This is a genomic window from Klebsiella michiganensis, from assembly GCF_002925905.1.
Classification (GTDB): domain Bacteria; phylum Pseudomonadota; class Gammaproteobacteria; order Enterobacterales; family Enterobacteriaceae; genus Klebsiella; species Klebsiella michiganensis.
The window spans coordinates 84507-107692 of record NZ_PRDB01000006.1 but is presented as its reverse complement, the minus strand read 5'-3'; the positions used below and the strand labels follow the sequence as shown (position 1 = coordinate 107692).

Here is a 23186-nt window from a genome sequence, read left to right as displayed (position 1 = left end):
GATATCGATTATCGATTTTGCTGGTCAAGCGGCTGTTTTTTCAACATATCGAAAAATGTTATATTTCTGCAGTATACGTTTAGGGCGACAACTGAAAATTGACGCAGACAGTCACTCACGATAAATGCAATAATCAAATGTTTTCAGTCAACAACAATACCAGTACATGGTTTGCGCAAGGCAAAGGATTATTTTTATGAAGCTTAAGAACTCACTCCTGGCGTCTGCTCTTCTGGCTACAACCGCGTTGTCTGCCCATGCAGCGACCGAGCTGACTCCGGAGCAGGCGGCAGCGCTGAAGCCCTACGATCGCGTAGTGGTTACCGGCCGTTTTAACGCCATTGGCGACGCAGTGCAGGCCGTTTCCCGTAAAGCGGACAAAGAAGGCGCAGCATCCTTTTATGTTGTCGACACGTCTGATTTTGGCAGCGGCGGCAACCTGCGCGTAACGGCCGATTTTTATAAAGAAAATGCCCCGCAGGCCGACGCGCCGAAAAATCGTGTGATTAACGGCGTAATGGAATTACCGAAGGACCAGGCCGTCGAGCTGGAGCCGTTTGATACCGTCACCGTACAGGGCTTCTACCGCAGCCAGCCGGAAGTTAACGACGCCATCACCAAAGCCGCTAAGGCCAAGGGCGCCGCCTCCTTCTTTATCGTGCGCCAGGTTGATGCCAACCAGGGCGGCAACCAGCGAATCACCGCCTATATCTACAAAGCCGATGCCAAAAAACGCGTTCTGCAAAGCCCGGACGCTATCCCGGCAGATTCAGAAGCCGGTCGCGCTGCGCTGGCTGAAGGCGGAGAAGCCGCGAAGAAAGTGGAGATCCCGGGCGTAGCGACCACCGCAGCGGTCGGTTCCGGCACCGGCGTAGGCCGCTTCTTTGAAACGCAATCATCTAAAGGCGGGCGTTACACCGTCACTCTGCCGGACGGTACCAAAGTCGAGGAAGTGAACAAAATCACCGCCGCGCAGATGGTGCCATACGACAGCATCAAGTTCACCGGTAACTACGGTAACATGACGGAAATCTCCTACCAGACGGCTAAGCGCGCGGCGAAGAAAGGCGCGAAGTACTACCACATTACCCGCCAGTGGCAGGAGCGCGGTGGCAACATCACCATCAGCGCCGACCTGTATAAATAACGGCGTCTGAGCTGAACAAAAAGGCGGCGATCTGCCGCCTTTTTTCTTTTTTTCATTTCTCGCCATTGCATGCATACAAAACACTCCGTAAAATCCCGCGCCTTAGCGCAATCCTCCATTTTTATGCGATTTCGCCAAATAAATATTCTTAGTTTGATGATTGTCACCTCGGGAATGCAATGGAAAAGAAACTGGGCCTTAGCGCCCTGACCGCGCTGGTTCTCAGCTCAATGCTGGGTGCAGGCGTATTCAGCCTGCCGCAAAATATGGCAGCCGTCGCCAGCCCTTCCGCACTGCTTATCGGCTGGGGTATCACCGGCGTGGGGATCCTGTTCCTCGCCTTTGCCATGCTGCTGCTCACCCGCATTCGCCCCGAACTCGACGGCGGTATTTTTACCTACGCCCGGGAAGGCTTTGGCGAGTTGATAGGCTTCTGCTCCGCCTGGGGCTACTGGCTGTGCGCGGTTGTTGCCAATGTCTCCTATCTGGTTATCGTCTTCTCTGCGCTAAGCTTCTTTACCGATACCCCCGAGCTGCGCCTGTTTGGCGACGGCAACACCTGGCAATCCATCGTCGGCGCCTCCGTCCTGCTGTGGATTGTCCATTTCCTGGTGCTGTGCGGTGTACAAACGGCCGCGGGTATCAACCTGGCCGCGACGCTGGCCAAACTGCTGCCCCTCGGCGCGTTTATCGCGCTGGCCGCCATCGCGTTTCGTATGGAGACATTCCGCCTGGATTTCAGCGGCCTGGCGCTGGGCGTACCGGTATGGGAGCAGGTGAAAAACACCATGCTGATCACCCTGTGGGTTTTTATCGGCGTCGAAGGCGCGGTCGTGGTTTCCGCACGCGCGCGTAATAAACAGGATGTTGGCCGCGCGACGCTGCTGGCAGTACTCTCCGCGCTGGCGGTCTATCTGCTGGTGACGCTTCTCTCGTTAGGCGTCGTGCCGCGTAGCGAGCTGGCGGAAATACGCAACCCCTCAATGGCCGGGCTGATGGTCAACATGATGGGCTCATGGGGGGAGATTGTTATTGCCGCCGGGCTGATTATTTCCGTCTGCGGCGCGTATCTGAGCTGGACCATTATGGCGGCGGAGGTGCCCTATCTGGCAGCAACGCATAAAGCCTTCCCGCGCCTGTTTGCCCGGACCAATAAAAACAATGCCCCGTCGGCTTCGCTGTGGCTCACCAACGTCAGCGTACAGGCTTCGCTGGTATTGATTTGGCTTACCGGCTCAGATTACAACACGCTGCTGACCATCGCCTCTGAGATGATCCTGGTGCCCTACTTTCTCGTCGGCGCATTTTTGCTGAAGATTGCTGAGCGCCCGCTGCACAAGGCCGTCGGTGTCGGTGCCTGTATTTATGGCTTATGGTTATTATATGCGTCCGGCCCTGTGCATTTATTGTTGTCAGTGATACTTTACGCTCCGGGTCTTCTGGTTTTCCTGTATGCCCGTCGTACACACCAGCACGATCGCCCGCTCAAACGCCGTGACCTGGCATTAATTGGTTTTTTGCTGGTTGCCGCCGTACCGGCAACGTGGATGTTGGTAGGGTAAGCGGTTACCCTGCCGCTGAACTCAAAGGAGATACCCATGGCTGACATCCAGCCTCGTCCAATCCTGATTACCGGCGGGGGCCGTCGTATCGGCCTCGCCCTGGCCCGCCATTTTCTGGCCCGGCAGCAGCCCGTTATTATCAGCTACCGCACCTGGTATCCCGCCATCGACGCGCTACGTGAAGCGGGCGCCGTTTGTCTGCACGCGGATTTCAGCACTGACGATAGCATTCTGGCGTTCGCCGAAGAGGTGAAGGCGCACGCCGGCAGCGGTCTGCGCGCCATCATCCATAACGCCAGCGGCTGGATGGCGGAAAAGCCCGGGGTGCCGTTAACCACGGTGCTCGCCAGCATGATGCAAATTCACGTCAACGCCCCCTACTTGCTCAACCATGCCCTGGAGAGCCTGCTGCGCGGCCACGGCCATGCGGCCAGCGACATTATCCATATCACCGACTACGTTGTGGAGCGCGGCAGCGACAAACACATTGCCTACGCCGCCAGCAAAGCGGCGCTGGATAATATGAGCCGCTCGTTCGCCCGCAAGCTGGCGCCGGAAATTAAGGTCAATGCTATCGCCCCTTCGCTGATTTTATTTAACGAAGGCGATGACGCGGAATACCGCAAGCAGGCGCTTGATAAATCGCTGATGAAAATCGCGCCAGGTGAAAAAGAGATTAGCGACCTGATCGAATACCTGTTCAGCAGCCGCTACGTGACCGGTCGCTCATTTGCCGTCGACGGCGGCCGCCATCTGCGCTAGTGGAAACGGCTCCAGCCGATAATTAACAGCCACGCGCAGAGGCTCCAGCACCCCACTGCGCCTGCCAGAGCGAACGGCAGGCGCATAACGCCGGTGAAATACCATAGCGAGAGCAAATAGATAAAGTACGGAATGATCGACCACATCCCGAATACGATGGTGGTTCGCAGCGCTTCGATCCCCCGCTCGCTGGCAACGATATAGTTCGCGATCAGGGCGAAAGTCGGAAAGAGCGGAATCAACCCGGCGATGTAGTAGTTCTTCGTTTTAGACAGCACGCCAATCAGGACAACGACCAGCGCGCCGAGCAGCGCTTTTATCAACAACCCCATTCCTTTTGCCTTAACATTTAAACAACAAGACCCCGCAGCATAACGGAAGCGCCGACAATTATAAACGCGCAAGAGCGGCCGATACCGTGTAGAAGCAAAAGACCTATTTTTTAGCGGTCTCATCACTGCCGCCCCCCCCTATGCCGAATATCCGCTCCTGGCGATAACCGTTCGCAAGGATGATATCCCTGGCAAGCGGAGCGCGTTATTAGATGGCCGTTTTTGCTGCCTTAAAAACTCTTCGGCTAAATACATTCATTAAATCAAAAAGAGAATGTTTTTTCTGATTATTGAGTTATACGTATAACATATTATTTTTCGTATTTTTAGATACAAATCAAATTAGCCTATTTTCGGCGCATCTCTTCCTCACGTATTTACACAGATTTTAAAGTCTGGCGCGCTTGCCTGGCGGGCATTTACAAAATGCCCAGCTCAATAACCGCACCGCTTCAGTGCAGCTATTGTTTTGCACTAAATGATTCAAATCAATACTGGCAAAATAGAGTGAAAGTGGTTAATTGATATGGTTGATTTTTATCATAAGAGGTTATTTTGAAATTATTCTTTTTGCGCAAATCCTGAATAAGCGCACATAGCCATTTTTTAGCAAAATGGCTAAATAAAACCAATTATTTTGATTTACATCAATATAAAACCGATTTCATAAGGAAGCATACTTTGCCGTTAATAACAGGCGCGGTAGTAGATATGATCGTAATTATATGATTTCACAATCTTTCGATCTGTTCCTGATATACAGAACAGAATTTTATTCTGTTCACAATCCTCAATGTAGCCATTTAGTTCAGCTCATGCCAGTTTTTCGAATCTTTTACTTGTTGCTATTATCATTACTAGTATTAGACACTCATCTAATTGTTATTATTTTATATTAATCAGCATAAGAACTAGTTAAAGGAATCTCCATGTTCGGACCTGCTTCACGCAAAGTAAAAATGGCCATGAACTTAATCAAAATATATTCATCAACGCGAAAATGCTCGTAAATTACCGGAGAGCGTCAAGCATGCAGTGGAATATTGAAAATAGCCTTGTATGTCCTGTAACAGGAACAGGTTTTTCAGTTGCGGCAAGTGCCAAAAATCTGAAATTAATTATTTGGTATAGTGGGGATTATTTTTTGAGCATTGGTTCGGTTATTAACATCACACAAAATGAAGTTTTCATTAATGGTGTGCCCGGCGATTTACAGGTTATTCATGCATTCCCCTATACGGAAAATTTATGGTCAACATTTTCAAAGAATATTGAATGCCCCGGTAATCAGAACCCTATGCTGCTCATCTGCAATCGAAGAAGCCTCTGCAAGTTCGCCTTGTGCCCCTACGGCGCCAGGCAAAAGAGGCCGCAATAAGGCTTCCCCATCATTCGCGCTAGCGTACCGGTACTTATTTTCTATGTGGGCACGCGCTGTCCTGACAGCCCGTGCCCACATTGTGCCGCACCCTGTTCCCTTAATGCGCAATGCTTCTGCTCGTATCTGAATCATTGTCTGGCTCCGCAAAAAATAGTCCTGAACCGCAGCTCCGGGAATCATAGCGAATTTCATGGCTAATATATAGCTCATATTAATGTCCGGATGGTTTACAATGGCGGTAGCGAATGAATAGGCACCTGACTTCAGATACTGAATGCGCCACCTCAGCCGCGATGCAGGTAAAGAGATTCAAGCGATTAAAAGATGAGTGCAAGCATACATAATATGAATAAAATTGTTTTCGTTGAGGATGATGCCGAGGTCGGCGCACTGATTGCGGCCTACCTTGGCAAACACGATATGGACGTGGTGGTAGAACCGCGCGGCGATCGGGCGGAAGAGGTTATCGCGCGCGAAAAGCCGGACCTGGTGCTGCTGGATATCATGCTGCCGGGTAAAGACGGTATGACGCTGTGCCGCGATTTACGCGGCCAGTGGCAGGGGCCAATCGTATTGCTCACTTCACTGGACAGCGATATGAACCATATTCTCTCACTCGAAATGGGCGCCAGCGATTATATCCTGAAAACCACGCCGCCCGCGGTGCTGTTAGCTCGCCTGCGCCTGCATTTGCGCCAGCATATCGCCGTGCCGGACGGCAGCGTCCCCTCCTCACTCACCCCGCATAAAGCGATCGCTTTTGGCTCCCTGAGTATCGACCCGGTGAATAGACAGGTGATGCTCGGCGGCGAAAGCGTCGCCTTATCCACTGCGGATTTCGATCTCCTGTGGGAGTTAGCGACCCATGCTGGACAAATTATGGATCGGGACGCGTTATTAAAAAATCTGCGCGGCGTCAGCTACGATGGTATGGACCGCAGCGTCGATGTCGCCATCTCGCGGCTGCGTAAAAAGCTTCTCGATAATGCGACTGAGCCATATCGTATCAAAACGGTACGCAATAAAGGTTATCTGTTCGCCCCGCACGCCTGGGACAATTAATTTTGGCATATGGCGATGGAATAGCTGTTTGTGCGGAGTTAGCCGTCAGAGCCAATTCAACCTCCTGTTAATTATTTTTAAAACAGGGGGTGAAATTGCTTTTCCCACGCAAAACCCGCGCTTCACCGCGCGGCGCGCCTCACGACTTGCCGGGCGGGTGATACTCTTTGCAGACAATCAACGGAAAACATTCTACTGTGGAGTGATAGCGCTGGCGCCTGGCCAGTATCGACACCCGTCGTGAGTATAGAGATTCACACCTTCAGTGGGTTGGGATGACCGCAATATCTACTGCACGGGAGCATCTATATGTTGAACGATCTCAGCAGCGATGAAAGCAAAAGACGCGCGGCGATTGACCTGTTAAAAAACGCGGACGAAGGGCGAGACGAAGCGTTAAAAAAATACACTCATCTGGTCTGCCAGTTGCTAAAAATGCCAATGAGTTTTGTGTCAATCCTTGACGATGAAAAGCAGTACATCAAATCCGCTCAGAATATCGCCCCCACGGACACCAGCCTGGGCGGAGCATTTTGCGAACAGACCCTGAAACAGGGTGAGACTTTCCTTTGTCCTGATACGCATCAGCACCCGATCTTTCATCGCGATCGGGCGGTCAGAGAAGCGCCATTCATTCGCTTTTATGCAGGATGCCCGCTGAAAACCCGCGACGGAGTGACCGTGGGTACCTTGAGTATCTTAGATACGCAACCCAGGGTACTTTCAGATGAGCAGATCGCTATTTTTAAGGCGCTGGCCGAGCTGATATCGGATTTCTTAGCCTCCTGGCACTCAGTGGGGTATATCGACGTCGTCACACTTTTACCCAATCGGCAGCGCCTGCTCAAGGACATTGAGGTGTCGGCGGAGGGTACTTTCAGGCTGGTCATTATTGACTGCATTGATATGCCATTTGCCTACGAGATGGCCCGCTCATTGGGGATGCTGGCGGTAGAGAATTTGCTTCGTGACATGACCGTCGCGCTGCAGGCGCGCCTGCCCATGGCGAGCAAACTTTACGCCGTGGCGGTTGGACGCTTTGCCTTTTTCACCCCGGAACCCATGGCGCTGTCATTGGAGGGTATAGCACTACGGCTTCAGGGAACCCAGGCCAGGATCGGCCCGGACGTTCCCCTGGATTTGAATATTCACATGGGTGACTCCGGTATTTGCGATAGCGACATGACGCCAAATGAAATTCTGCGGCGCGCGGTGAGCGCACTGCATGAAGCGATAAGCCAGGGGCACCGTTTTACGACCTATAATGACGCACTGGACATCCGCAAGAAGCGAGATTTCAGCCTGCTCACCGAACTCAGGCAAACGCTGCAGGGAAACCAGGGGTTATATCTGGTCTTTCAGCCAAAAATTTCGCTGACGACGGGAGACGTGACGGGCGCTGAAGCCTTGATAAGATGGAAGCATCCTATCAATGGCGAAGTGCTGCCGGGTGAATTTATTCCGCTGGTCGAAAAGACTAGCCTGATGCGCGAACTCTCGGCCTGGGTTATCGATCATACTATCGCGCAGTTGAGTGACTGGCGGGATCGGGGGCTTTCTCTTCCCGTCTCAATTAATCTCGCCGCCAGCGATTTTTCTCGACCCGATTTCGCTGAGGAGCTTGAGCAGAAACTGCGGGAGGTGTGTCTTGACCCAGCCCTGCTGGGGGTGGAGTGTCTGGAGACTGAGAAGATGCTTGAAAGTCCGGCCGCGCTGAACGGACTGGACATGCTCAAAAAACGCGGGTTTAAAATTTCTCTGGATGACTTTGGATCGGGATACAGCAACATTAATTACCTGCGGCAAATCCCGCTGGACATCATCAAACTCGACCGGTCTATTGTGAGGCATATAGTCCATGAGAAAGCCAGCCGCATTATTGTGCACAACGTTATCAGGCTCCTCAAGCAGCTCGATTACGTCGTCCTTGCCGAAGGCGTCGAGGATCTCGAAACGGTTGAGATTTTACGCAGCCTGGGCTGCGATGAGGTTCAGGGATATTTTTATGCCCGGCCGATGGTCTCCGTTGATTTTGCCGCATGGTATCGCGCCAGAAAGGCAGACCTGGGAAAGCAATCCTGAGACGAACGACTCTTTTCAATGTTCTTTCAGTATATGAACCAATCCAGCGATAAAGACGCGCAACGGGCGCTGCACTGAGGAACACGATATGACTACCTTTTACCAATTGACTGCCACCAGCCTGCACGGCCAGCCCATCTCAATGGCTGACTATGCTGGCAAGCTCGTTCTGGTGGTCAATACTGCCAGCCACTGTGGCTTCACACCGCAATATGCAGGGCTGGAAGCGCTCTACGCGAAATACGCAGCTCAGGGGCTGATAGTGCTTGGTTTCCCCTGCAACCAGTTTGGTAAGCAGGAGCCCGGCGGCGTCGATGACATCGAGCAGACCTGTCGGATCAATTACGGTGTAAGCTTCCCGATGTTCGAGAAAGTGGAGGTCAACGGCGCCGGCGCGCACCCGCTGTTTCGTTACCTGAAAGATGAGTTACCCGGCGTGCTGGGCGGGCGGATCAAATGGAACTTCACGAAGTTCTTGATCGGTCGCGACGGCACCCCTCTCACGCGTTTCGCGCCGTTCACCACCCCGGAGAAAATGGAGACCGCCATCCTTGCCGCACTAAAGATTTAAATCTTTTGCCTCCCTGACCACTGCCTGTGCGCGAGTGAATGTTCGCTCCGCGCCGGAAGTGCGCCTGAAAAAATGACGATGGGCTATAAATAAGTCCCGCGCACGCGATACAACTCACTCATTTTTTCAGCCCACTACATGGCAGATATTTCTCTTTTCTGCGAGTTAAGCCATCTATTAAAACAATACCTGCCCGGCAAGATGACCTATTCCCATCGACGAAAACATCGCCAGGGTGCTCCAGCAAGTAATTCTGCCGATCGCCCTGAGAGGGGAGGCTCTGCTGACAATTGAAGATATATAGCCAAGAGCGGCCAGTGAAAAAAGGGAGGAGAGAATAACAAAGAGAAAAACCAGCGTTGCTGGAGAAAGCCATGCAACGACTAAAGGCAACGTTGCGCCAGCGGAAAAACTCAGCGCCGAGAAAACGGCAGCCTGCAGGGGGCGCGCAGAATTGGTATCCGTCAGTCCCAGCTCCTCGCGGGCATGCGTGTCCAGAGCATCTTTCACCATGAGTTGTTCGGCAACCTTTTGGGCAAGCTCTGGCTCGAGTCCGCGTTGCACATAAAGTAAAGTCAGCTCGCGTACTTCTCCCTGATAATCTGTTTCCAGTTCCCTCTTTTCCTGAGCGAGAGCCGCGTTTTCCGTGTCGGCCTGAGATGAGACGGAAACATATTCCCCCGCGGCCATCGACATCGCCCCCGCGACCAGCCCGGCAATGCCCGCCAGTAAAACCCCGGAAGAGCCCGTATTAGCAGACGCAACGCCAAGAACAAGGCTCGCTGTCGAAACAATACCATCGTTAGCCCCGAGTACAGCAGCCCTTAACCATCCGACGCGTTCAATGCTGTGTCGTTCAAGATGCATGCTTTTATTCTCCTTTAAGTACGCCTGTTCAGCCTACCGGGATGAGGGTGGAATAAAACGGATTAAAACAGAGAACGCTTCGCACATCGGCGCCGACCGAGGTACATTACATTCTTCTCTGATTTGGCTTCAACCCACACCATCATACTTATGCGTGCCGGATGTTGTCAGCCGCAGCGAACCCTGCTTTCATAGCAAATCAAATGGGCATAAAACGCAACAAGGGTTTTTCACGTAGATTGCGCCTGGATAAATGCCCCCGCAGTGCCCCTGCAGGTAAAAGCAGGAATTTAACCTTTTGATTTTGAGTGAGATTTAATGAAAAAGCTGTTTGTGCAGTTTTACCTCCTGCTGTTCGTCTGCTTCCTGGTCATGACCATGATGGTGGGCCTGGTGTACAAATTCACCGCCGAACGCGCAGGGCGTCAGTCGCTGGACGACCTGATGAAAAGTTCGCTGTATCTGATGCGCAGCGAGCTGCGGGAGATCCCGCCGCGCGACTGGAGCAAAACGCTCAAAGAGCTGGACCTCAATCTCTCTTTCGATCTGCATATCGAGCCCATCAGCAAATTCAAGCTCTCGGAAAACTCGATGCAGCATCTGCGCGCCGGGGATATCGTCGCCCTCGACGATCAGTACACTTTTATCCAGCGGATCCCGCGCAGCCACTACGTGCTCTCCGTCGGTCCGGTGCCGTATCTCTATTTTTTGCATGAGATGCGCCTGCTCGATCTGGCCCTGATGGCTTTTATCGCCATCTCGCTGGCCTTTCCGGTCTTTATCTGGATGCGTCCTCACTGGCAGGAGATGCTGCGTATTGAGACCGCCGCCCAGCGCTTCGGCGACGGACATCTTACTGAACGCATTCATTTCGACAGCATGTCCAGCTTCGCGCGGCTGGGGGTGGCGTTTAATCAGATGGCCGATAATATCAACGCGCTTATCGCCAGCAAAAAACAGCTGATCGATGGCATCGCCCATGAGCTGCGGACCCCGCTGGTGCGCCTGCGCTATCGCCTGGAAATGAGCGAGAACCTCACCGAAGCCGAATCGCAGGCGTTGAACCGCGATATCGGCCAGCTGGAGGCGCTGATTGAAGAACTTCTGACCTACGCGCGGCTTGACCGCCCGCAGAACGAACTGAAGCTGACGACCCCCAATTTCCCGGCGTGGATCCGCGATCACGTGGAAGATATTCAGACGGTTAATCCCCAGCGCGAGATTGCGCTAACCGACGTCGTGGCCGGGAGTTACGGCGCGCTGGATATGCGCTTAATGGAACGGGTGCTGGATAATCTGGTGAATAATGCCCTGCGCTACAGTAACCAGCGTATTCAGATCAGCCTGACGCTGCAGGCTTCGCGCGCGACGCTGCGGGTCGAAGATGATGGCCCCGGAATTGCGCCTGATGAACGTGAGCGAGTGTTCGAGCCTTTCGTACGCCTCGACCCGAGCCGCGATCGCGCGACCGGCGGCTGTGGCCTCGGTTTAGCTATCGTCCACAGCATCGCCCAGGCAATGGCCGGGGAAGTGCATTGCGAAGCGAGTTCGCTGGGCGGGGCCTGTTTTTGCTTTAGCTGGCCGGTCTATCATCAGTTGCCGGATTTTACCTCCGCCTGATACGCCTTTGCGCAAAAGCTGAGGCCTGCTATAGTTAAAAAATCGCTAAGTATGTTGTAACTAAGGTGGGGAATATGGCCAGCTATGACCTTGTTGAACGTCTGAACGACACCTTTCGCCAGCTCGAGCATGAACTACAGACGCTAAAACACGCCCTGAGCCAGTGCCGCCTGCTGGCCGCCCGCGTCTTTGAGCTGCCGCCGGTGAGTAAAGACGCAGAACACCAGCCGCTGGAGAGCATCAACGTGGTTCAGCACACCGGCAAAACCGCGCTGGAGATGGCGCTCAGGCACTATAGTCATCTGTTTATCCAGCAGCAGTCGGAAACCCGCAGCAGCAAAGCCGCCGTGCGTTTACCCGGCGCGATTTGTCTGCAAACTGACGCCCGCGAACAGGCTGAACTCTTAGACAAAATCACCCATATCAACGCCCTCAAAGCGCGCTTCGAGAAGATTATCACCGTGGATTCCGGCCTGCCTGCCGCCGCGCGGTTTGAGTGGGTCCATCGCCACCTGCCGGGGCTGATTACGCTGAGCGCCTATCGCACGCTAACTCCCCTCCTCGATCCGAGCACCATCCGCTTCGGCTGGGCCAATAAGCACGTGATTAAAAATCTCACCCGCGATCGGGTACTCATGCAGCTGGAAAAAAGCCTTCAGTCGCCCCGGGCGGTTCCGCCGTGGACCCGCGAGCAGTGGCAAAGCAAGCTGGAGCGAGAGTATCAGGATATTGCCGCCCTGCCGCAGCGGGCAAAGCTGAAAATAAAGCGGCCGGTGAAGGTGCAGCCCATCGCCAGGGTCTGGTACAGCGGGGAACAAAAACAGGTGCAATACGCCTGTCCGGGACCGATGATTGCGCTGATATCCGGCACCAAGGGCGTCAGCGTGCCGGACCTCGGTGAACTCCTGAACTATGACGCCGATAACGTGCAGTATCGCTACAAACCGCAGGCGCAGTCGCTCAGGCTACTGATTCCGCGGCTGCACCTGTGGCTGGCTAGCGAGTAGACATACTGCCCACCATCTCTTCCGGGCGCACCCAGCGGTCAAACTCGGCTTCCGTCAGGTAGCCGAGCGCCAGCGCCGACGCTTTCAGGGTTAACCCCTCTTTATGGGCCTTTTTGGCAATTTCCGCCGCTTTGTCATAGCCGATATGGGTATTCAGCGCGGTTACCAGCATCAGCGACTCATTCAGCAACTGGCTGATGCGTTCACGGTTCGGCTCAATGCCTTCCGCGCAGTGCTCGTTAAAGCTCGCCATCCCGTCAGCCAGCAGCCGCACCGATTGCAGGAAGTTGTGGATCACCATCGGGCGATAGACGTTGAGCTCAAAGTTGCCCGATGCGCCGCCGATATTCACCGCGACATCGTTGCCCATCACCTGACAGCACAGCATGGTCAGGGCTTCGCACTGGGTCGGGTTCACCTTGCCCGGCATAATCGACGAACCCGGTTCATTTTCCGGGATCGCAATTTCGCCAATCCCACAGCGCGGGCCGGAGGCCAGCCAGCGCACATCGTTGGCAATTTTCATCAGCGAAGCGGCCAGCCCTTTCAGCGCCCCGTGCGCGTGCACCAGCGCATCAACGGTCGCCAGCGCTTCAAACTTGTTCGGCGCGGTGACAAACGGCTGGCCGCTTAAGGCCGCCAGCTCGGCGGCGACGCGTACCGCATATTCCGGATGGGTATTGAGCCCGGTTCCCACCGCCGTCCCGCCCAGCGCCAGCTCGGCCAGATGCGGCAGGCTATGGTCGAGATGTTTTAAATTGTGCTCCAGCATGGCTACCCAGCCGGAGATCTCCTGACCGAGGGTCAGCGGCGTCGCATCCTGCAGATGGGTGCGGCCTATTTTGACAATATCGCTGAAGGCAACGGCTTTATTGTTCAGGGTCTGCTTCAGCACGTTGAGCTGCGGGATCAGCTTCTCCCGCAGGGCAATCATCGCCGCCACGTGCATCGCCGTCGGGAACACGTCGTTAGAGCTCTGGCTCTTGTTGACATCATCGTTGGGGTGAATCTTACGCTCCATCCCGCGCGCCCCGCCCAGCAGTTCACTCGCGCGATTGGCCAGTACCTCATTCATATTCATGTTGCTTTGCGTGCCGGAGCCGGTTTGCCAGATAGCCAGCGGAAACTCGTCCGGATGTTTGCCTGCCAGCACTTCGTCCGCGGCCTGAATAATCGCTTGCGCTTTCTCCACGGCCAGAAGGCCGAGATCGTTATTCACCTTCGCCGCTGCGCGCTTGGTCAGCGCCAGCGCATAAATAAGCTCGGCCGGCATTTTTTCCGTCGAAATACGAAAATGCTCCAGCGAGCGCTGGGTTTGCGCGCCCCATAGCTTGTCGGCAGGCACATCGATGGCGCCCATTGAGTCTTTTTCACTGCGATGCGTTGTCATGACTGTCTCCTTGGATTCAACGTGCGTAATAGCGACAAAGCTCACCTGCTCAAAGGGTAAAGTATGGGTCAGATTTATAAGTTGTTTTGGTGGTTCGTGCCGCTAAGCGGCATAAAAAAACCGCCCCGAAGGGCGGCTGAAATCATTTCACGCAGCGGGCGCACTGCGAGCTCTGGATTTGCTGGAAGAAGTCGTTGCCTTTGTCATCCACGAGGATAAACGCCGGGAAGTCTTCGACTTCAATTTTCCAGATGGCTTCCATACCCAGCTCCGGGTACGCCACGCACTCGAGGCTGCGGATACTCTGCTGCGCCAGTACCGCCGCCGGGCCGCCGATGCTGCCGAGGTAGAAACCGCCGTGTTTATGACAGGCATCGGTCACCTGCTGGCTGCGGTTGCCTTTGGCTAACATGATTTTACTCGCCCCGTGCGCCTGCAGCAGGTCGACGTAGGAGTCCATGCGGCCAGCGGTCGTCGGGCCAAGGGAGCCGGACGCGTAGCCGTCGGGCGTTTTCGCCGGGCCCGCGTAGTAGATCGGGTGGTCTTTGACGTACTGCGGCAACGCCTCACCGCTGTCGATGAGCTCTTTCAGCTTCGCGTGGGCGATATCGCGAGCCACGATAATCGTCCCGCTCAGCGACAGGCGGGTCGACACCGGGTACTGCGACAGCAGCGCCAGAATATCGCTCATCGGCTGGTTGAGGTTGACCTTGACCGCCTCGCCCTCGCCGGCCTGACGAAGATGCTCGGGAATATATTTGCCCGGATTGCTCTCCAGTTTCTCAATCCAGATCCCCTGGCGATTGATCTTGGCTTTGATATTGCGATCCGCCGAGCAGGAGACGCCCATGCCCACCGGGCAGGAGGCGCCGTGGCGCGGCAGGCGGATGACGCGAATATCGTGGGCGAAGTATTTACCGCCAAACTGCGCACCGAGGCCAAGGTTCTGCGCTTCCAGCAACAGCTCGTTTTCGAGCTGAATATCGCGGAAAGCCTGGCCGTGCTCGTTGCCCTCGGTCGGCAGGCCGTCGTAGTACTTGGTTGAGGCCAGCTTAACGGTTTTCAGGGTGGACTCCGCCGAGGTGCCGCCAATGACGAAAGCAATATGGTACGGCGGGCAGGCGGCGGTTCCCAGAGTGCGCATCTTTTCGACGAGATAGTTTTTCAGCTTCGCCGGGGTAATTAACGCTTTGGTTTCCTGGTACAGGTAGGTTTTATTCGCCGAGCCGCCGCCTTTGGCGATGCAGAGGAATTTGTACTCCTCGCCGTCGGTGGCGTAAAGATCGATCTGCGCAGGCAGGTTAGTGCCGGTGTTGACCTCTTTATACATATCCAGCGGCGCGTTCTGCGAATAGCGCAGGTTATCCTGGATATAGGTGTTATAAACGCCCTGCGCCAGCGCGGCTTCATCGCCGCCGCCGGTCCACACGCGCTGGCCTTTTTTGCCGGTAATAATCGCGGTACCGGTATCCTGGCAGGTCGGCAGCACGCCTTTGGCGGCGATATCCGAGTTGCGCAGAAACTGCAGCGCCACGTACTTATCGTTTTCGCTGGCTTCCGGGTCGTTGAGAATATCCGCCACCTGCTGCTGGTGCGCCGGGCGAAGCATAAAGGAGGCGTCGTGGAAAGCGTGTTGTGCCAGTAAAGTTAGCGCCTGAGGTTCAACTTTCAGAACTTCCTGGCCGGCGAATTCGGCGACGGAGACGTAATCACTGCTGAGGAGGTAGTACTCGGTATCGTCCTTTTTCAGTGGAAAAGGATCCTGATATACAAACGGTTTATTCGACATTGTGCTCTCACTTACTGCTTAGCTGATTATATTTCAGGCAGACACTCCATTTGCCCGTGGAAAAGCGAGTCGATCGATTTTACACAATTTTTTAACAAAAACTGAGACAAGGACGACTTTTTCTTCGCGCCGGTTGCTTATCGGTCGATTGCTGGTTTAATAGTGCCATGACTATTAAGTGGAAACAGGGATTGAGAATGCAAAAGCTCATTAACTCAGTGCAAAACTACGCCTGGGGAAGCCATACCGCCTTAACCGAACTTTATGGGATTGCTAACCCGGACAACCTGCCGATGGCGGAGCTGTGGATGGGCGCCCATCCCAAAAGCAGCTCGCAGATTGTGGATAATAGCGGGACGCCGCGCTCCCTGCGCGACGCGATCGAAAGCGATAAAGCAACCCTGCTTGGCGCGAAAGTCGCCGAGCGTTTTGGCGAACTGCCGTTCCTGTTCAAAGTTCTGTGCGCCGCGCAGCCGCTCTCTATCCAGGTGCACCCCAACAAGCAGGCCTCGGAAATCGGTTTTGCCAAAGAGAACGCTGCCGGGATCCCGCTTGATGCCGCCGAACGTAACTATAAAGATCCGAACCACAAGCCGGAGCTGGTTTTCGCCTTAACGCCGTTCCTCGCCATGAACGCCTTCCGCGAGTTTGCCGAAATCGTCACCCTGCTGCAGCCGGTTGCCGATGCGCATCCGGCGATTGCCCAGTTCCTTGCGCAGCCTGACGCCGGGCATCTGAGCCAGCTGTTCGCCAGCCTGCTGAACATGAAAGGCGATGAAAAAGCGCACGCCTTACGGGCGCTGCAGGCGGCGCTGGACAGCGAACAGGGTGAGCCCTGGCAGACTATCCGCCTGATCGCCGAGTTCTACCCGGACGATAGCGGCCTCTTCTCTCCGCTGCTGCTCAACGTGGTCAAACTGAATCCCGGAGAGGCGATGTTCCTGTTTGCGGAAACCCCGCACGCCTACCTGCAGGGCGTGGCGCTGGAAGTGATGGCCAACTCTGACAACGTGCTTCGCGCGGGCCTGACGCCGAAATATATCGATATTCCGGAACTGGTGGCGAACGTCAAATTTGAGCCAAAACCCGCGGGCCAACTGCTGACCCAGCCGGTAATTCACGGCGCGGAGCTGGACTTCCCCATCCCGGTTGACGATTTTGCCTTCTCGCTGCACGACCTGTCAGCGCAGGCGTCAACCATCGCCCAGCAGAGCGCGGCGATCCTGTTCTGCGTCGAGGGTGAGGCGACGATTGCCAAAGGCGAACAGCGCCTGACGCTGAAGCCGGGTGAATCCGCGTTTATCGGCTGTAATGAATCACCGGTGCAGGTCAGCGGCCGCGGCCGCGTGGCGCGCGTGTTTAATAAGCTCCAGTAAGTTACTGAACTTTTTAGCCACAGTTGCTAGACTTTCACCCATCATGACAACACAACCAGGCGGCCCGATCCGCCTGGTTTCATTTATGGACAAATGCTATGAAAAAATCGCTGGTCGCAGCAGGAGTTATCATTGCGCTGGGCGTCGTCTGGACGGGCGGCGCGTGGTATACGGGGAAGCAGCTGGAAAGCCGCATTGCCGACATGGTGCAGCAGGCTAATGCTCAGCTGCAAAGCAGCGCGCCGCAGGCTGGCGTGGAGCTGACGTATCAGGGCTATCAGCGCGGGCTGTTCCGCAGCCATTTACAGCTGGTGCTGAAGCCTGCTGCCGGCAAAGCGCCCCGCTGGCTTGCCGCCGGACAGTCGCTGGTGTTTGATGAAGTCGTCGATCACGGCCCTTTCCCGCTGGCTTCGCTCAAATCCTTTAACCTCGCCCCGGCGATGGCGTCCGTCAAAACCACCCTGACCAATAACGACGCCAGCAAGGCGCTGTTCGACATCGCTAAAGGCGAAACGCCGTTCACCATTGATACCCGTATCGCTTATAGCGGCGACAACACATCCGCTATTGTGCTCAACCCGCTTGATTACGCGAAAGGCGATGAGAAGGTGACCTTCAGCGGCGGACAGTTCCAGCTGGACGCTGACCGCGAAGGGAAAACCCTCAGCCTGAGCGGCGAAGCCGGTAGCGGGCAGATTAACGCGGTTAACGAGTACAACCAGAAAGTTCAGCTCACCTTTAATAACCTGAAAACCGACGGCTCTACCGAAATGGCCAGCTTCAACGAGCGTATCGGTAAACAGGCTATCTCGCTGGACAAGCTGGCGATTGGCGTTGAAGGCAAAGAGCTGGCGCTGTTCGAAGGGATGAAAATTGACGGCAATTCGTCGCTGACTGCCGACGGTAAAGGTATTAACAGCCAGCTGGACTACACGGTCAATAGCCTCAAGCTGCAAAATCAGGATATCGGTAGCGGCCGGCTGACGCTGAAGCTGGACAATATTGATGGCGAAGCCTTCCATCAGTTCAGCCAAAAATACAACGCTGAAGCGCAGGCGCTGATGGCGGATCCGCAGCTGGCGCAGAATCCTGAGCTCTATCAGCAGGCGCTGACGCAGACCTTCTTTAGCGCGCTGCCGATGATGCTGAAAGGCAGCCCGTCTCTGACCATTTCGCCGCTGAGCTGGCGCAATGCGAAGGGGGAAACCACCCTGAATCTTTCGATTCTGCTCAAAGACCCGTCGCTGACCACCACGCCGCCGCAGACGCTGGCGGATGAAGTGGATCGTAGCGTTAAATCGCTCGACGGCAAGCTGGTGATCCCGGTGGATATGGCGACGGCGTTTATGACCCAGATTGCCGGGCTGGAAGGCTATCAGCCCGCCGACGCCGCTAAGCTTGCGGATCAGCAGGTGAAAGGCCTGGCGGCGATGGGGCAGATGTTCCGCATCACCACCATGGAAGATAACGCCATTACCTCAAGTCTGCAGTACGCTGACGGCCAGGTTACGCTGAACGGACAGAAAATGCCGCTGGATGAGTTTGCCGGAATGTTCGGTTTAGCGCTTCCCGCCGTCTCTGAACCCGCAGCGCCGCAGGAAACTCAGCCGCAAGATGACGCGCCGCAAGACGTGGTGCCACCCGCCGCGCCGCAGCAATAAACGGCAAATAGCCCCTGCCCAGGGGCTATTTTCGGGTAATCAGCCGGGGAGAAATAATCTGGTTTCTCGCCGCGCCCTGTCTCTCTTCCATACGCCGTAAAATACACTCCGCGAGGCTTTGCCCCAGCTCCCGGGCGGGCGTCGTCACCCAGGTCAGCGGCAGATCGTCCAGCGCCTCCTCGGGTAACTCCGCAAAGGCCGCCAGCGCGACCCGCTGTTCAAAATAGCTTTCGACGCCAGCTTCGCCGCTCTGGCGCCCGGCGCGCATCAGCCCAAACCACGCCCCGGTGGCAATCACGCTGTTGTAGCACAGCACCGCGCTAATCGTTGGGTTTTGCCGCAGCAGCGCCGCCATCGCCTCTGCCGCCTGCTTCTGGCTCGACTCGCACTCCAACACCCACTCGCTATGAAACGGCAGGCCATACTTCAGCAGGGTGGCGCAGTAGCCGCCTACCCGTTCGGCGCGCGTCAGGGACGAGCTCTGCCCTCCCAGCCAGGCAATGCGCTGATGGCCGCGGCGGATCAGGTGCTCGGTGACAATCTGCGCCGCCTGCATATTATCCGGGCGGATCAGGTCGACATCGTCGAGATAGCTGGCGCGGGAAGCAAACACCAGCGGCATTCCAGCTTGCGCCGCGCGATCGCGCAGCTCCGCTCCCTGGTCGATCGCCCCGGCAATCACCACGCCGTCGACCCCTTGCGCCACCAGGGTATCAAAACGCTGGAGCATTTTTTCACCGCTGTGCCCCCCCTGGGTGAGAAACACCATTCTGCCCTGCGACTCAAGCGCGTCGGTCAATCCGGCGGTCATCTCCGCGTAGAAAGGCTTCGATAAGTCGCTGACGATCAGGCCAATAACGCCGCTCTGGCCGCCGCGCAGCGACGCCGCCTGGCGGTTGCGCACGAAGCCCAGCTGTTCAATGGCATGATTGACGCGCTCGCCGGTGGCCGACGAAATACGCCCCTTGCCGCTCAGCACCAGCGATACCGTACTGACCGACACGCCCGCCGCCTGGGCGACATCATTAATGGTGATTTTTTTCGCGATAGCCATAACTGCAGGCCGACTCCCTTTGGCTGTCGATAAAACGTTTTATCAAGATACTCTCTTTATAAACGTTATTATCGCCGGAATATGTGATTTTTATCGCACTAAAATTTGGTAAAACGTTTTATCTTTCCGTGGCGTTACATCCTACCGATAACTTAAAGAACCAGGATTCGTGTTATGACGGCGAAAACAGCAACCAAAATTACCCTGTGGGAGTTTTTCCAGCAGTTAGGGAAAACCTTCATGTTACCCGTGGCGTTGCTCTCCTTTTGCGGGATCATGCTGGGGATCGGCAGCTCTCTGAGCAGCCATGATGTCCTGACGCTCCTGCCGTGGCTGGACGTGCCGCTGCTGCAGGCCGTATTCATCTGGATGGGCAAAGTCGGCTCCTTCGCCTTCAGCTTTCTGCCGGTGATGTTCTGTATCGCCATTCCGCTAGGACTGGCCCGGGAAAACAAAGGCGTCGCCGCGTTTGCCGGTTTTGTCGGCTATGCCGTGATGAATCTGGCGGTTAACTTCTGGCTGACGGCCAAAGGCATTCTGCCGACCACCGATGCCGCCGTCCTCAAAGCGAACAACATCCAGAATATTATCGGCATTCAATCGATCGACACCGGGATCCTCGGCGCGGTGATCGCCGGGATCATCGTCTGGATGCTGCATGAGCGTTTTCACAATATCCGCCTGCCCGACGCGCTGGCCTTTTTTGGCGGCACCCGCTTTGTACCGATTATCACCACCGTGGTTCTCGGCCTGGTCGGTCTGGTCATTCCGCTGATCTGGCCCGTCTTCGCCATGGGGATTAATGCCCTCGGTCACGTCATCAATAGCGCGGGAGATTTCGGACCGATGATTTTCGGTACCGGAGAGCGCCTGCTGCTGCCTTTCGGCCTGCACCATATTCTGGTGGCGCTGATCCGCTTTACCGAGGCGGGGGGAACCATGGACGTTTGCGGCCATAGCGTCAGCGGCGCGCTGACCATTTTCCAGGCCCAGCTCAGTTGCCCCACCACCCACGGCTTCTCCGAAAGCGCGACCCGTTTCCTCTCGCAAGGCAAAATGCCGGCCTTCCTCGGTGGCCTGCCGGGAGCGGCGCTGGCGATGTACCACTGCGCTCGCCCGGAAAACCGCCATAAAATTAAGGGGCTGCTGATTTCCGGCGTTATTGCCTGCGTGGTAGGCGGCACGACCGAGCCGCTGGAATTTTTATTCCTGTTCGTCGCCCCGGTGCTGTACGTTATCCACGCGCTCCTCACCGGACTGGGCTTTACCATGATGGCCATTCTGGGCGTGACTATCGGCAACACTGACGGCAACGTTATCGACTTTGTGGTGTTCGGCATTCTGCACGGTCTGTCAACCAAGTGGTATCTGGTACCGGTGGTCGCGGCCATCTGGTTTGCGGTTTACTACGGTATCTTCCGTTTCGCTATCACCCGTTTTAACCTGAAAACCCCGGGACGCGATATTGAAACCAATAGCGCTTTCGAAAAGGCCGTCACCGGCGTGACCGGAAAATCAGGCTATAACGTTCCGGCGATTCTGGCCGCGCTCGGCGGCGCGGAAAATATCGTTTCGCTCGATAACTGCATCACCCGCCTGCGTCTGTCGGTTAACGACATGAGCAAAGTCGACAGCGCCGCGCTGAAAGCGAATCGCGCCATCGGCGTGGTGCAGCTTAACCAGCACAACCTGCAGGTGGTGATTGGCCCGCAGGTGCAGTCGGTAAAAGATGAAATGGCTGTCCTGATGAATACCGTCGAAGCATAGGCTCCGCCCCCTCCGTACAGGAGGGGGACATGATGAAGGAAGTGCAGATGTTTGATTTTTCAACGCCGGTCGACCGTCACGGCACCTGGTGTACCCAGTGGGATTACGTCGCCGACCGTTTTGGCGCGGCCGACCTGCTGCCTTTTACGATCTCCGACATGGATTTCGCCACCGCCCCCTGCATCATCGATGCCGTCAGCAAACGCCTGGCGCACGGCGTTTTTGGCTACAGCCGCTGGAAAAACGATGAATTCCTCGGCGCGGTGAGCCACTGGTTCGCCAGCCGTTTTCATAGCCCAATCGACCGCGAAGCAATTGTTTACGGGCCGTCGGTTATCTATATGGTGGCGGAGATGATTCGTCAGTGGTCGGCAACGGGTGACGGTATTGTGGTACACACTCCGGCCTACGATGCCTTTTATAAAACCATTGAAGGCAACCAGCGGCGCGTCGCGGCGGTTCCGCTCTCCCTCGACAACCATCAGTGGCGCTGCGATATGGCGCAGCTGGAACGGGTACTGGCTCAGCCGCGTAATACCGTGCTGCTGCTGTGCAGTCCGCATAACCCCACCGGCAAGGTATGGACCCGCGAAGAGCTGGAAACCATGGCGCGGCTGTGCGAGAAGCACGGCGTAAAGGTAATTAGCGACGAGATCCACATGGACATGGTGTGGGACGAACATCAGCACATCCCGTGGTGCGAGGTGGCGCGCAGTCCCTGGGCGCTGTTCACCTCCGGATCGAAAAGTTTCAACATTCCGGCGTTTACCGGCGCATACGGGCTGATTGACGATCCCGCGACGCGCGAAAGCTATTTGCACGCGCTCAAGGCCCGCGATGGCCTCTCTTCCCCTTCCGTACCGGCGCTGGTGGCGCATATCGCCGCCTATCGCGAGGGCGCCGCCTGGCTGGATGCCCTGCGCGCCTATCTGCAGGAGAATATGCGCTACATCGTGCGCGAACTGAATCAGGCGTTTCCCGAGCTAAACTGGCAGCCGCCGCAGGCGACTTACCTGGCGTGGATTGACCTGCGCCCGCTGGCGGTGGACGATCGCGCCCTGCAAAAAGCACTTATTGAGGAACAGAAGGTCGCCATTATGCCAGGGGACACCTACGGCGATGAAGGTAAGGGTTTTGTCCGCCTGAATGCCGGCTGCCCACGTGAAAAGCTGGAAAAAGGCGTGCAGGGATTAATTGCCGCCCTGGGCTCGCTGCGCTAACTGTTTTCGCTGGCCGCCAACGCGGTAGCGGCCTGTCCGCTACCGCTGACTCTCCGCTCACTCATCCGTCCTCCCCGCACAATAAAACGATATTTTGACGAGACTCAAAAAACGCTATTTCACAAAGGTGTATTTAAATGCCGTTTTTAATTCCCGTCAAAATATTCACCAGGAGGAAAAAATATGAACACCTACGATCGTAACCGTAACGCTATCGCTACCGGCAGCATGGTTATGGTGGCCGACAGCGGCGCGACGGGCGTCATCAAAGCCATCCACGCCGAGGGTAAAACCGCGGAGCAGCTCCGCCGGGCGGACTGCGTGGAAATAGACGGACATCAGGGTTTATATTGCCCGCTAAACCTTATTCGCCTGGGCTTTAATTAATCGCAATATCCGTCATCAATATCTGACCGCGGATCCGCAGGCGTAAAAGGCCACCCAAGCGTGGCCTTTGATATTCTCTTTATCGTTCAATTTGATCCCATCGAGCGTTTTACATTAATAAGCAGCGTATTATCGCCCCTCTTCTACCC

19 protein-coding genes are annotated in these 23186 nt (G+C 55.6%); 14 read left to right on the top strand and 5 right to left on the bottom strand.

Annotated elements, in window-relative coordinates; all coding sequences use genetic code 11:
* Nucleotides 1–196: 196 nt before the first annotated feature.
* The 3 genes from ydgH to folM all read left to right on the top strand — a co-directional run bounded on the left by ydgH (nucleotide 197) and on the right by folM (nucleotide 3471).
* Nucleotides 197–1147, top strand: a complete 951-nt coding sequence (ydgH, locus tag CDA56_RS14740) for a DUF1471 family protein YdgH (RefSeq protein WP_014229567.1) — start codon at nucleotides 197–199, stop codon at nucleotides 1145–1147.
* 179 nt (nucleotides 1148–1326) lie between these two features.
* Nucleotides 1327–2709 carry an amino acid permease gene (locus CDA56_RS14735; protein WP_103814321.1) on the top strand — a complete coding sequence of 461 codons (1383 nt, stop codon included), beginning with the start codon at nucleotides 1327–1329 and terminating at the stop codon, nucleotides 2707–2709.
* Between the two features lie 36 nt (nucleotides 2710–2745).
* Nucleotides 2746–3471 (top strand): dihydromonapterin reductase, encoded by a 726-nt coding sequence (gene folM, locus CDA56_RS14730; protein WP_014838648.1) that lies wholly within the window; start codon nucleotides 2746–2748, stop codon nucleotides 3469–3471.
* Here folM and CDA56_RS14725 read toward each other — a convergent pair.
* Nucleotides 3468–3803, bottom strand: a complete 336-nt coding sequence (locus tag CDA56_RS14725; protein WP_014229570.1) for a GlpM family protein — start codon at nucleotides 3801–3803, stop codon at nucleotides 3468–3470. The two genes, folM and CDA56_RS14725, sit on opposite strands and share 4 nt — an antisense overlap.
* A 1030-nt stretch (nucleotides 3804–4833) precedes the next feature.
* On the opposite strand from CDA56_RS14725, the gene iraM reads away from it, so the two are divergent.
* From iraM to CDA56_RS14705, 4 genes are all read left to right on the top strand, one after another.
* Nucleotides 4834–5181 (top strand): anti-adapter protein IraM, encoded by a 348-nt coding sequence (gene iraM, locus CDA56_RS14720; protein WP_014229571.1) that lies wholly within the window; start codon nucleotides 4834–4836, stop codon nucleotides 5179–5181.
* A gap of 348 nt (nucleotides 5182–5529) precedes the next feature.
* The gene (rstA, locus tag CDA56_RS14715) at nucleotides 5530–6246 is read left to right on the top strand and encodes a two-component system response regulator RstA (RefSeq protein ID WP_004851385.1); all 717 of its coding nucleotides are present in this window, start codon (nucleotides 5530–5532) and stop codon (nucleotides 6244–6246) included.
* Nucleotides 6247–6555: 309 nt separating this feature from the next.
* A complete protein-coding gene (locus CDA56_RS14710) occupies nucleotides 6556–8328 on the top strand; it encodes a sensor domain-containing phosphodiesterase (protein ID WP_103814323.1) in 1773 nt (590 codons plus the stop codon).
* A gap of 88 nt (nucleotides 8329–8416) precedes the next feature.
* On the top strand, nucleotides 8417–8899 hold the full coding sequence (locus CDA56_RS14705) for a glutathione peroxidase (RefSeq protein WP_025105815.1): 483 nt from the start codon (nucleotides 8417–8419) through the stop codon (nucleotides 8897–8899).
* Between the two features lie 177 nt (nucleotides 8900–9076).
* Here the strand turns inward: CDA56_RS14705 and CDA56_RS14700 are convergent, their stop codons facing one another.
* Entirely contained in the window at nucleotides 9077–9766 is a 690-nt protein-coding gene (locus CDA56_RS14700) for a VIT1/CCC1 transporter family protein (RefSeq protein ID WP_064374892.1), read from the bottom strand.
* A 318-nt stretch (nucleotides 9767–10084) separates the two neighbouring features.
* Here CDA56_RS14700 and rstB point away from each other — a divergent pair, with 318 nt between their 5' ends.
* Entirely contained in the window at nucleotides 10085–11386 is a 1302-nt protein-coding gene (rstB, locus tag CDA56_RS14690; protein WP_014229576.1) for a two-component system sensor histidine kinase RstB, read from the top strand.
* A gap of 74 nt (nucleotides 11387–11460) precedes the next feature.
* The gene (gene tus, locus CDA56_RS14685; RefSeq protein ID WP_102803283.1) at nucleotides 11461–12393 is read left to right on the top strand and encodes a DNA replication terminus site-binding protein; all 933 of its coding nucleotides are present in this window, start codon (nucleotides 11461–11463) and stop codon (nucleotides 12391–12393) included.
* Here the strand turns inward: tus and fumC are convergent.
* Together fumC and fumA are read right to left on the bottom strand one after the other, a co-directional pair.
* Nucleotides 12383–13783, bottom strand: a complete 1401-nt coding sequence (gene fumC, locus CDA56_RS14680) for a class II fumarate hydratase (RefSeq protein ID WP_102803284.1) — start codon at nucleotides 13781–13783, stop codon at nucleotides 12383–12385. The two genes, tus and fumC, sit on opposite strands and share 11 nt — an antisense overlap.
* Before the next feature lie 142 nt (nucleotides 13784–13925).
* On the bottom strand, nucleotides 13926–15572 hold the full coding sequence (gene fumA, locus CDA56_RS14675) for a class I fumarate hydratase FumA (RefSeq protein WP_102803285.1): 1647 nt from the start codon (nucleotides 15570–15572) through the stop codon (nucleotides 13926–13928).
* Nucleotides 15573–15769: 197 nt separating this feature from the next.
* Here fumA and manA point away from each other — a divergent pair, with 197 nt between their 5' ends.
* Both manA and CDA56_RS14665 read left to right on the top strand, forming a co-directional pair.
* On the top strand, nucleotides 15770–16948 hold the full coding sequence (manA, locus tag CDA56_RS14670) for a mannose-6-phosphate isomerase (protein ID WP_014229579.1): 1179 nt from the start codon (nucleotides 15770–15772) through the stop codon (nucleotides 16946–16948).
* Between the two features lie 98 nt (nucleotides 16949–17046).
* Nucleotides 17047–18609, top strand: coding sequence for a YdgA family protein (locus CDA56_RS14665; RefSeq protein WP_014838654.1), 1563 nt, complete (start codon nucleotides 17047–17049; stop codon nucleotides 18607–18609).
* Nucleotides 18610–18634: 25 nt separating this feature from the next.
* Here CDA56_RS14665 and CDA56_RS14660 read toward each other — a convergent pair whose 3' ends face one another.
* Nucleotides 18635–19663: a Mal regulon transcriptional regulator MalI gene (locus CDA56_RS14660; protein WP_102803286.1), complete on the bottom strand. Its 1029-nt coding sequence runs from the start codon at nucleotides 19661–19663 to the stop codon at nucleotides 18635–18637.
* Nucleotides 19664–19837: 174 nt separating this feature from the next.
* Between CDA56_RS14660 and malX the strand changes: the two genes are divergently transcribed.
* The 3 genes from malX (at nucleotide 19838) to ydfZ (ending at nucleotide 23037) form a co-directional block, all read left to right on the top strand.
* A complete protein-coding gene (malX, locus tag CDA56_RS14655) occupies nucleotides 19838–21430 on the top strand; it encodes a maltose/glucose-specific PTS transporter subunit IIBC (protein WP_004119586.1) in 1593 nt (530 codons plus the stop codon).
* Nucleotides 21431–21477: 47 nt separating this feature from the next.
* Nucleotides 21478–22650: a MalY/PatB family protein gene (locus CDA56_RS14650; RefSeq protein ID WP_102803312.1), complete on the top strand. Its 1173-nt coding sequence runs from the start codon at nucleotides 21478–21480 to the stop codon at nucleotides 22648–22650.
* A 183-nt stretch (nucleotides 22651–22833) separates the two neighbouring features.
* Entirely contained in the window at nucleotides 22834–23037 is a 204-nt protein-coding gene (ydfZ, locus tag CDA56_RS14645; RefSeq protein ID WP_004851411.1) for a putative selenium delivery protein YdfZ, read from the top strand.
* The last annotated feature ends 149 nt before the right edge of the window (nucleotides 23038–23186 follow it).

Bases quoted from the DNA above. Each gene is read 5' to 3' on its own strand.
- CDA56_RS14735 (WP_103814321.1), top strand. From the start codon at position 1,327: ATGGAAAAGAAACTGGGCCTTAGCGCCCTGACCGCGCTGGTTCTCAGC.
- CDA56_RS14660 (WP_102803286.1), bottom strand. From the start codon at position 19,663: ATGGCTATCGCGAAAAAAATCACCATTAATGATGTCGCCCAGGCGGCG.
- CDA56_RS14700 (WP_064374892.1), bottom strand. From the start codon at position 9,766: ATGCATCTTGAACGACACAGCATTGAACGCGTCGGATGGTTAAGGGCT.
- CDA56_RS14665 (WP_014838654.1), top strand. From the start codon at position 17,047: ATGAAAAAATCGCTGGTCGCAGCAGGAGTTATCATTGCGCTGGGCGTC.
- ydgH (WP_014229567.1), top strand. From the start codon at position 197: ATGAAGCTTAAGAACTCACTCCTGGCGTCTGCTCTTCTGGCTACAACC.
- fumC (WP_102803284.1), bottom strand. From the start codon at position 13,783: ATGACAACGCATCGCAGTGAAAAAGACTCAATGGGCGCCATCGATGTG.
- CDA56_RS14725 (WP_014229570.1), bottom strand. From the start codon at position 3,803: ATGGGGTTGTTGATAAAAGCGCTGCTCGGCGCGCTGGTCGTTGTCCTG.
- malX (WP_004119586.1), top strand. From the start codon at position 19,838: ATGACGGCGAAAACAGCAACCAAAATTACCCTGTGGGAGTTTTTCCAG.
- ydfZ (WP_004851411.1), top strand. From the start codon at position 22,834: ATGAACACCTACGATCGTAACCGTAACGCTATCGCTACCGGCAGCATG.
- tus (WP_102803283.1), top strand. From the start codon at position 11,461: ATGGCCAGCTATGACCTTGTTGAACGTCTGAACGACACCTTTCGCCAG.
- CDA56_RS14705 (WP_025105815.1), top strand. From the start codon at position 8,417: ATGACTACCTTTTACCAATTGACTGCCACCAGCCTGCACGGCCAGCCC.
- manA (WP_014229579.1), top strand. From the start codon at position 15,770: ATGCAAAAGCTCATTAACTCAGTGCAAAACTACGCCTGGGGAAGCCAT.
- CDA56_RS14710 (WP_103814323.1), top strand. From the start codon at position 6,556: ATGTTGAACGATCTCAGCAGCGATGAAAGCAAAAGACGCGCGGCGATT.
- rstA (WP_004851385.1), top strand. From the start codon at position 5,530: ATGAATAAAATTGTTTTCGTTGAGGATGATGCCGAGGTCGGCGCACTG.
- CDA56_RS14650 (WP_102803312.1), top strand. From the start codon at position 21,478: ATGTTTGATTTTTCAACGCCGGTCGACCGTCACGGCACCTGGTGTACC.
- folM (WP_014838648.1), top strand. From the start codon at position 2,746: ATGGCTGACATCCAGCCTCGTCCAATCCTGATTACCGGCGGGGGCCGT.
- rstB (WP_014229576.1), top strand. From the start codon at position 10,085: ATGAAAAAGCTGTTTGTGCAGTTTTACCTCCTGCTGTTCGTCTGCTTC.
- fumA (WP_102803285.1), bottom strand. From the start codon at position 15,572: ATGTCGAATAAACCGTTTGTATATCAGGATCCTTTTCCACTGAAAAAG.
- iraM (WP_014229571.1), top strand. From the start codon at position 4,834: ATGCAGTGGAATATTGAAAATAGCCTTGTATGTCCTGTAACAGGAACA.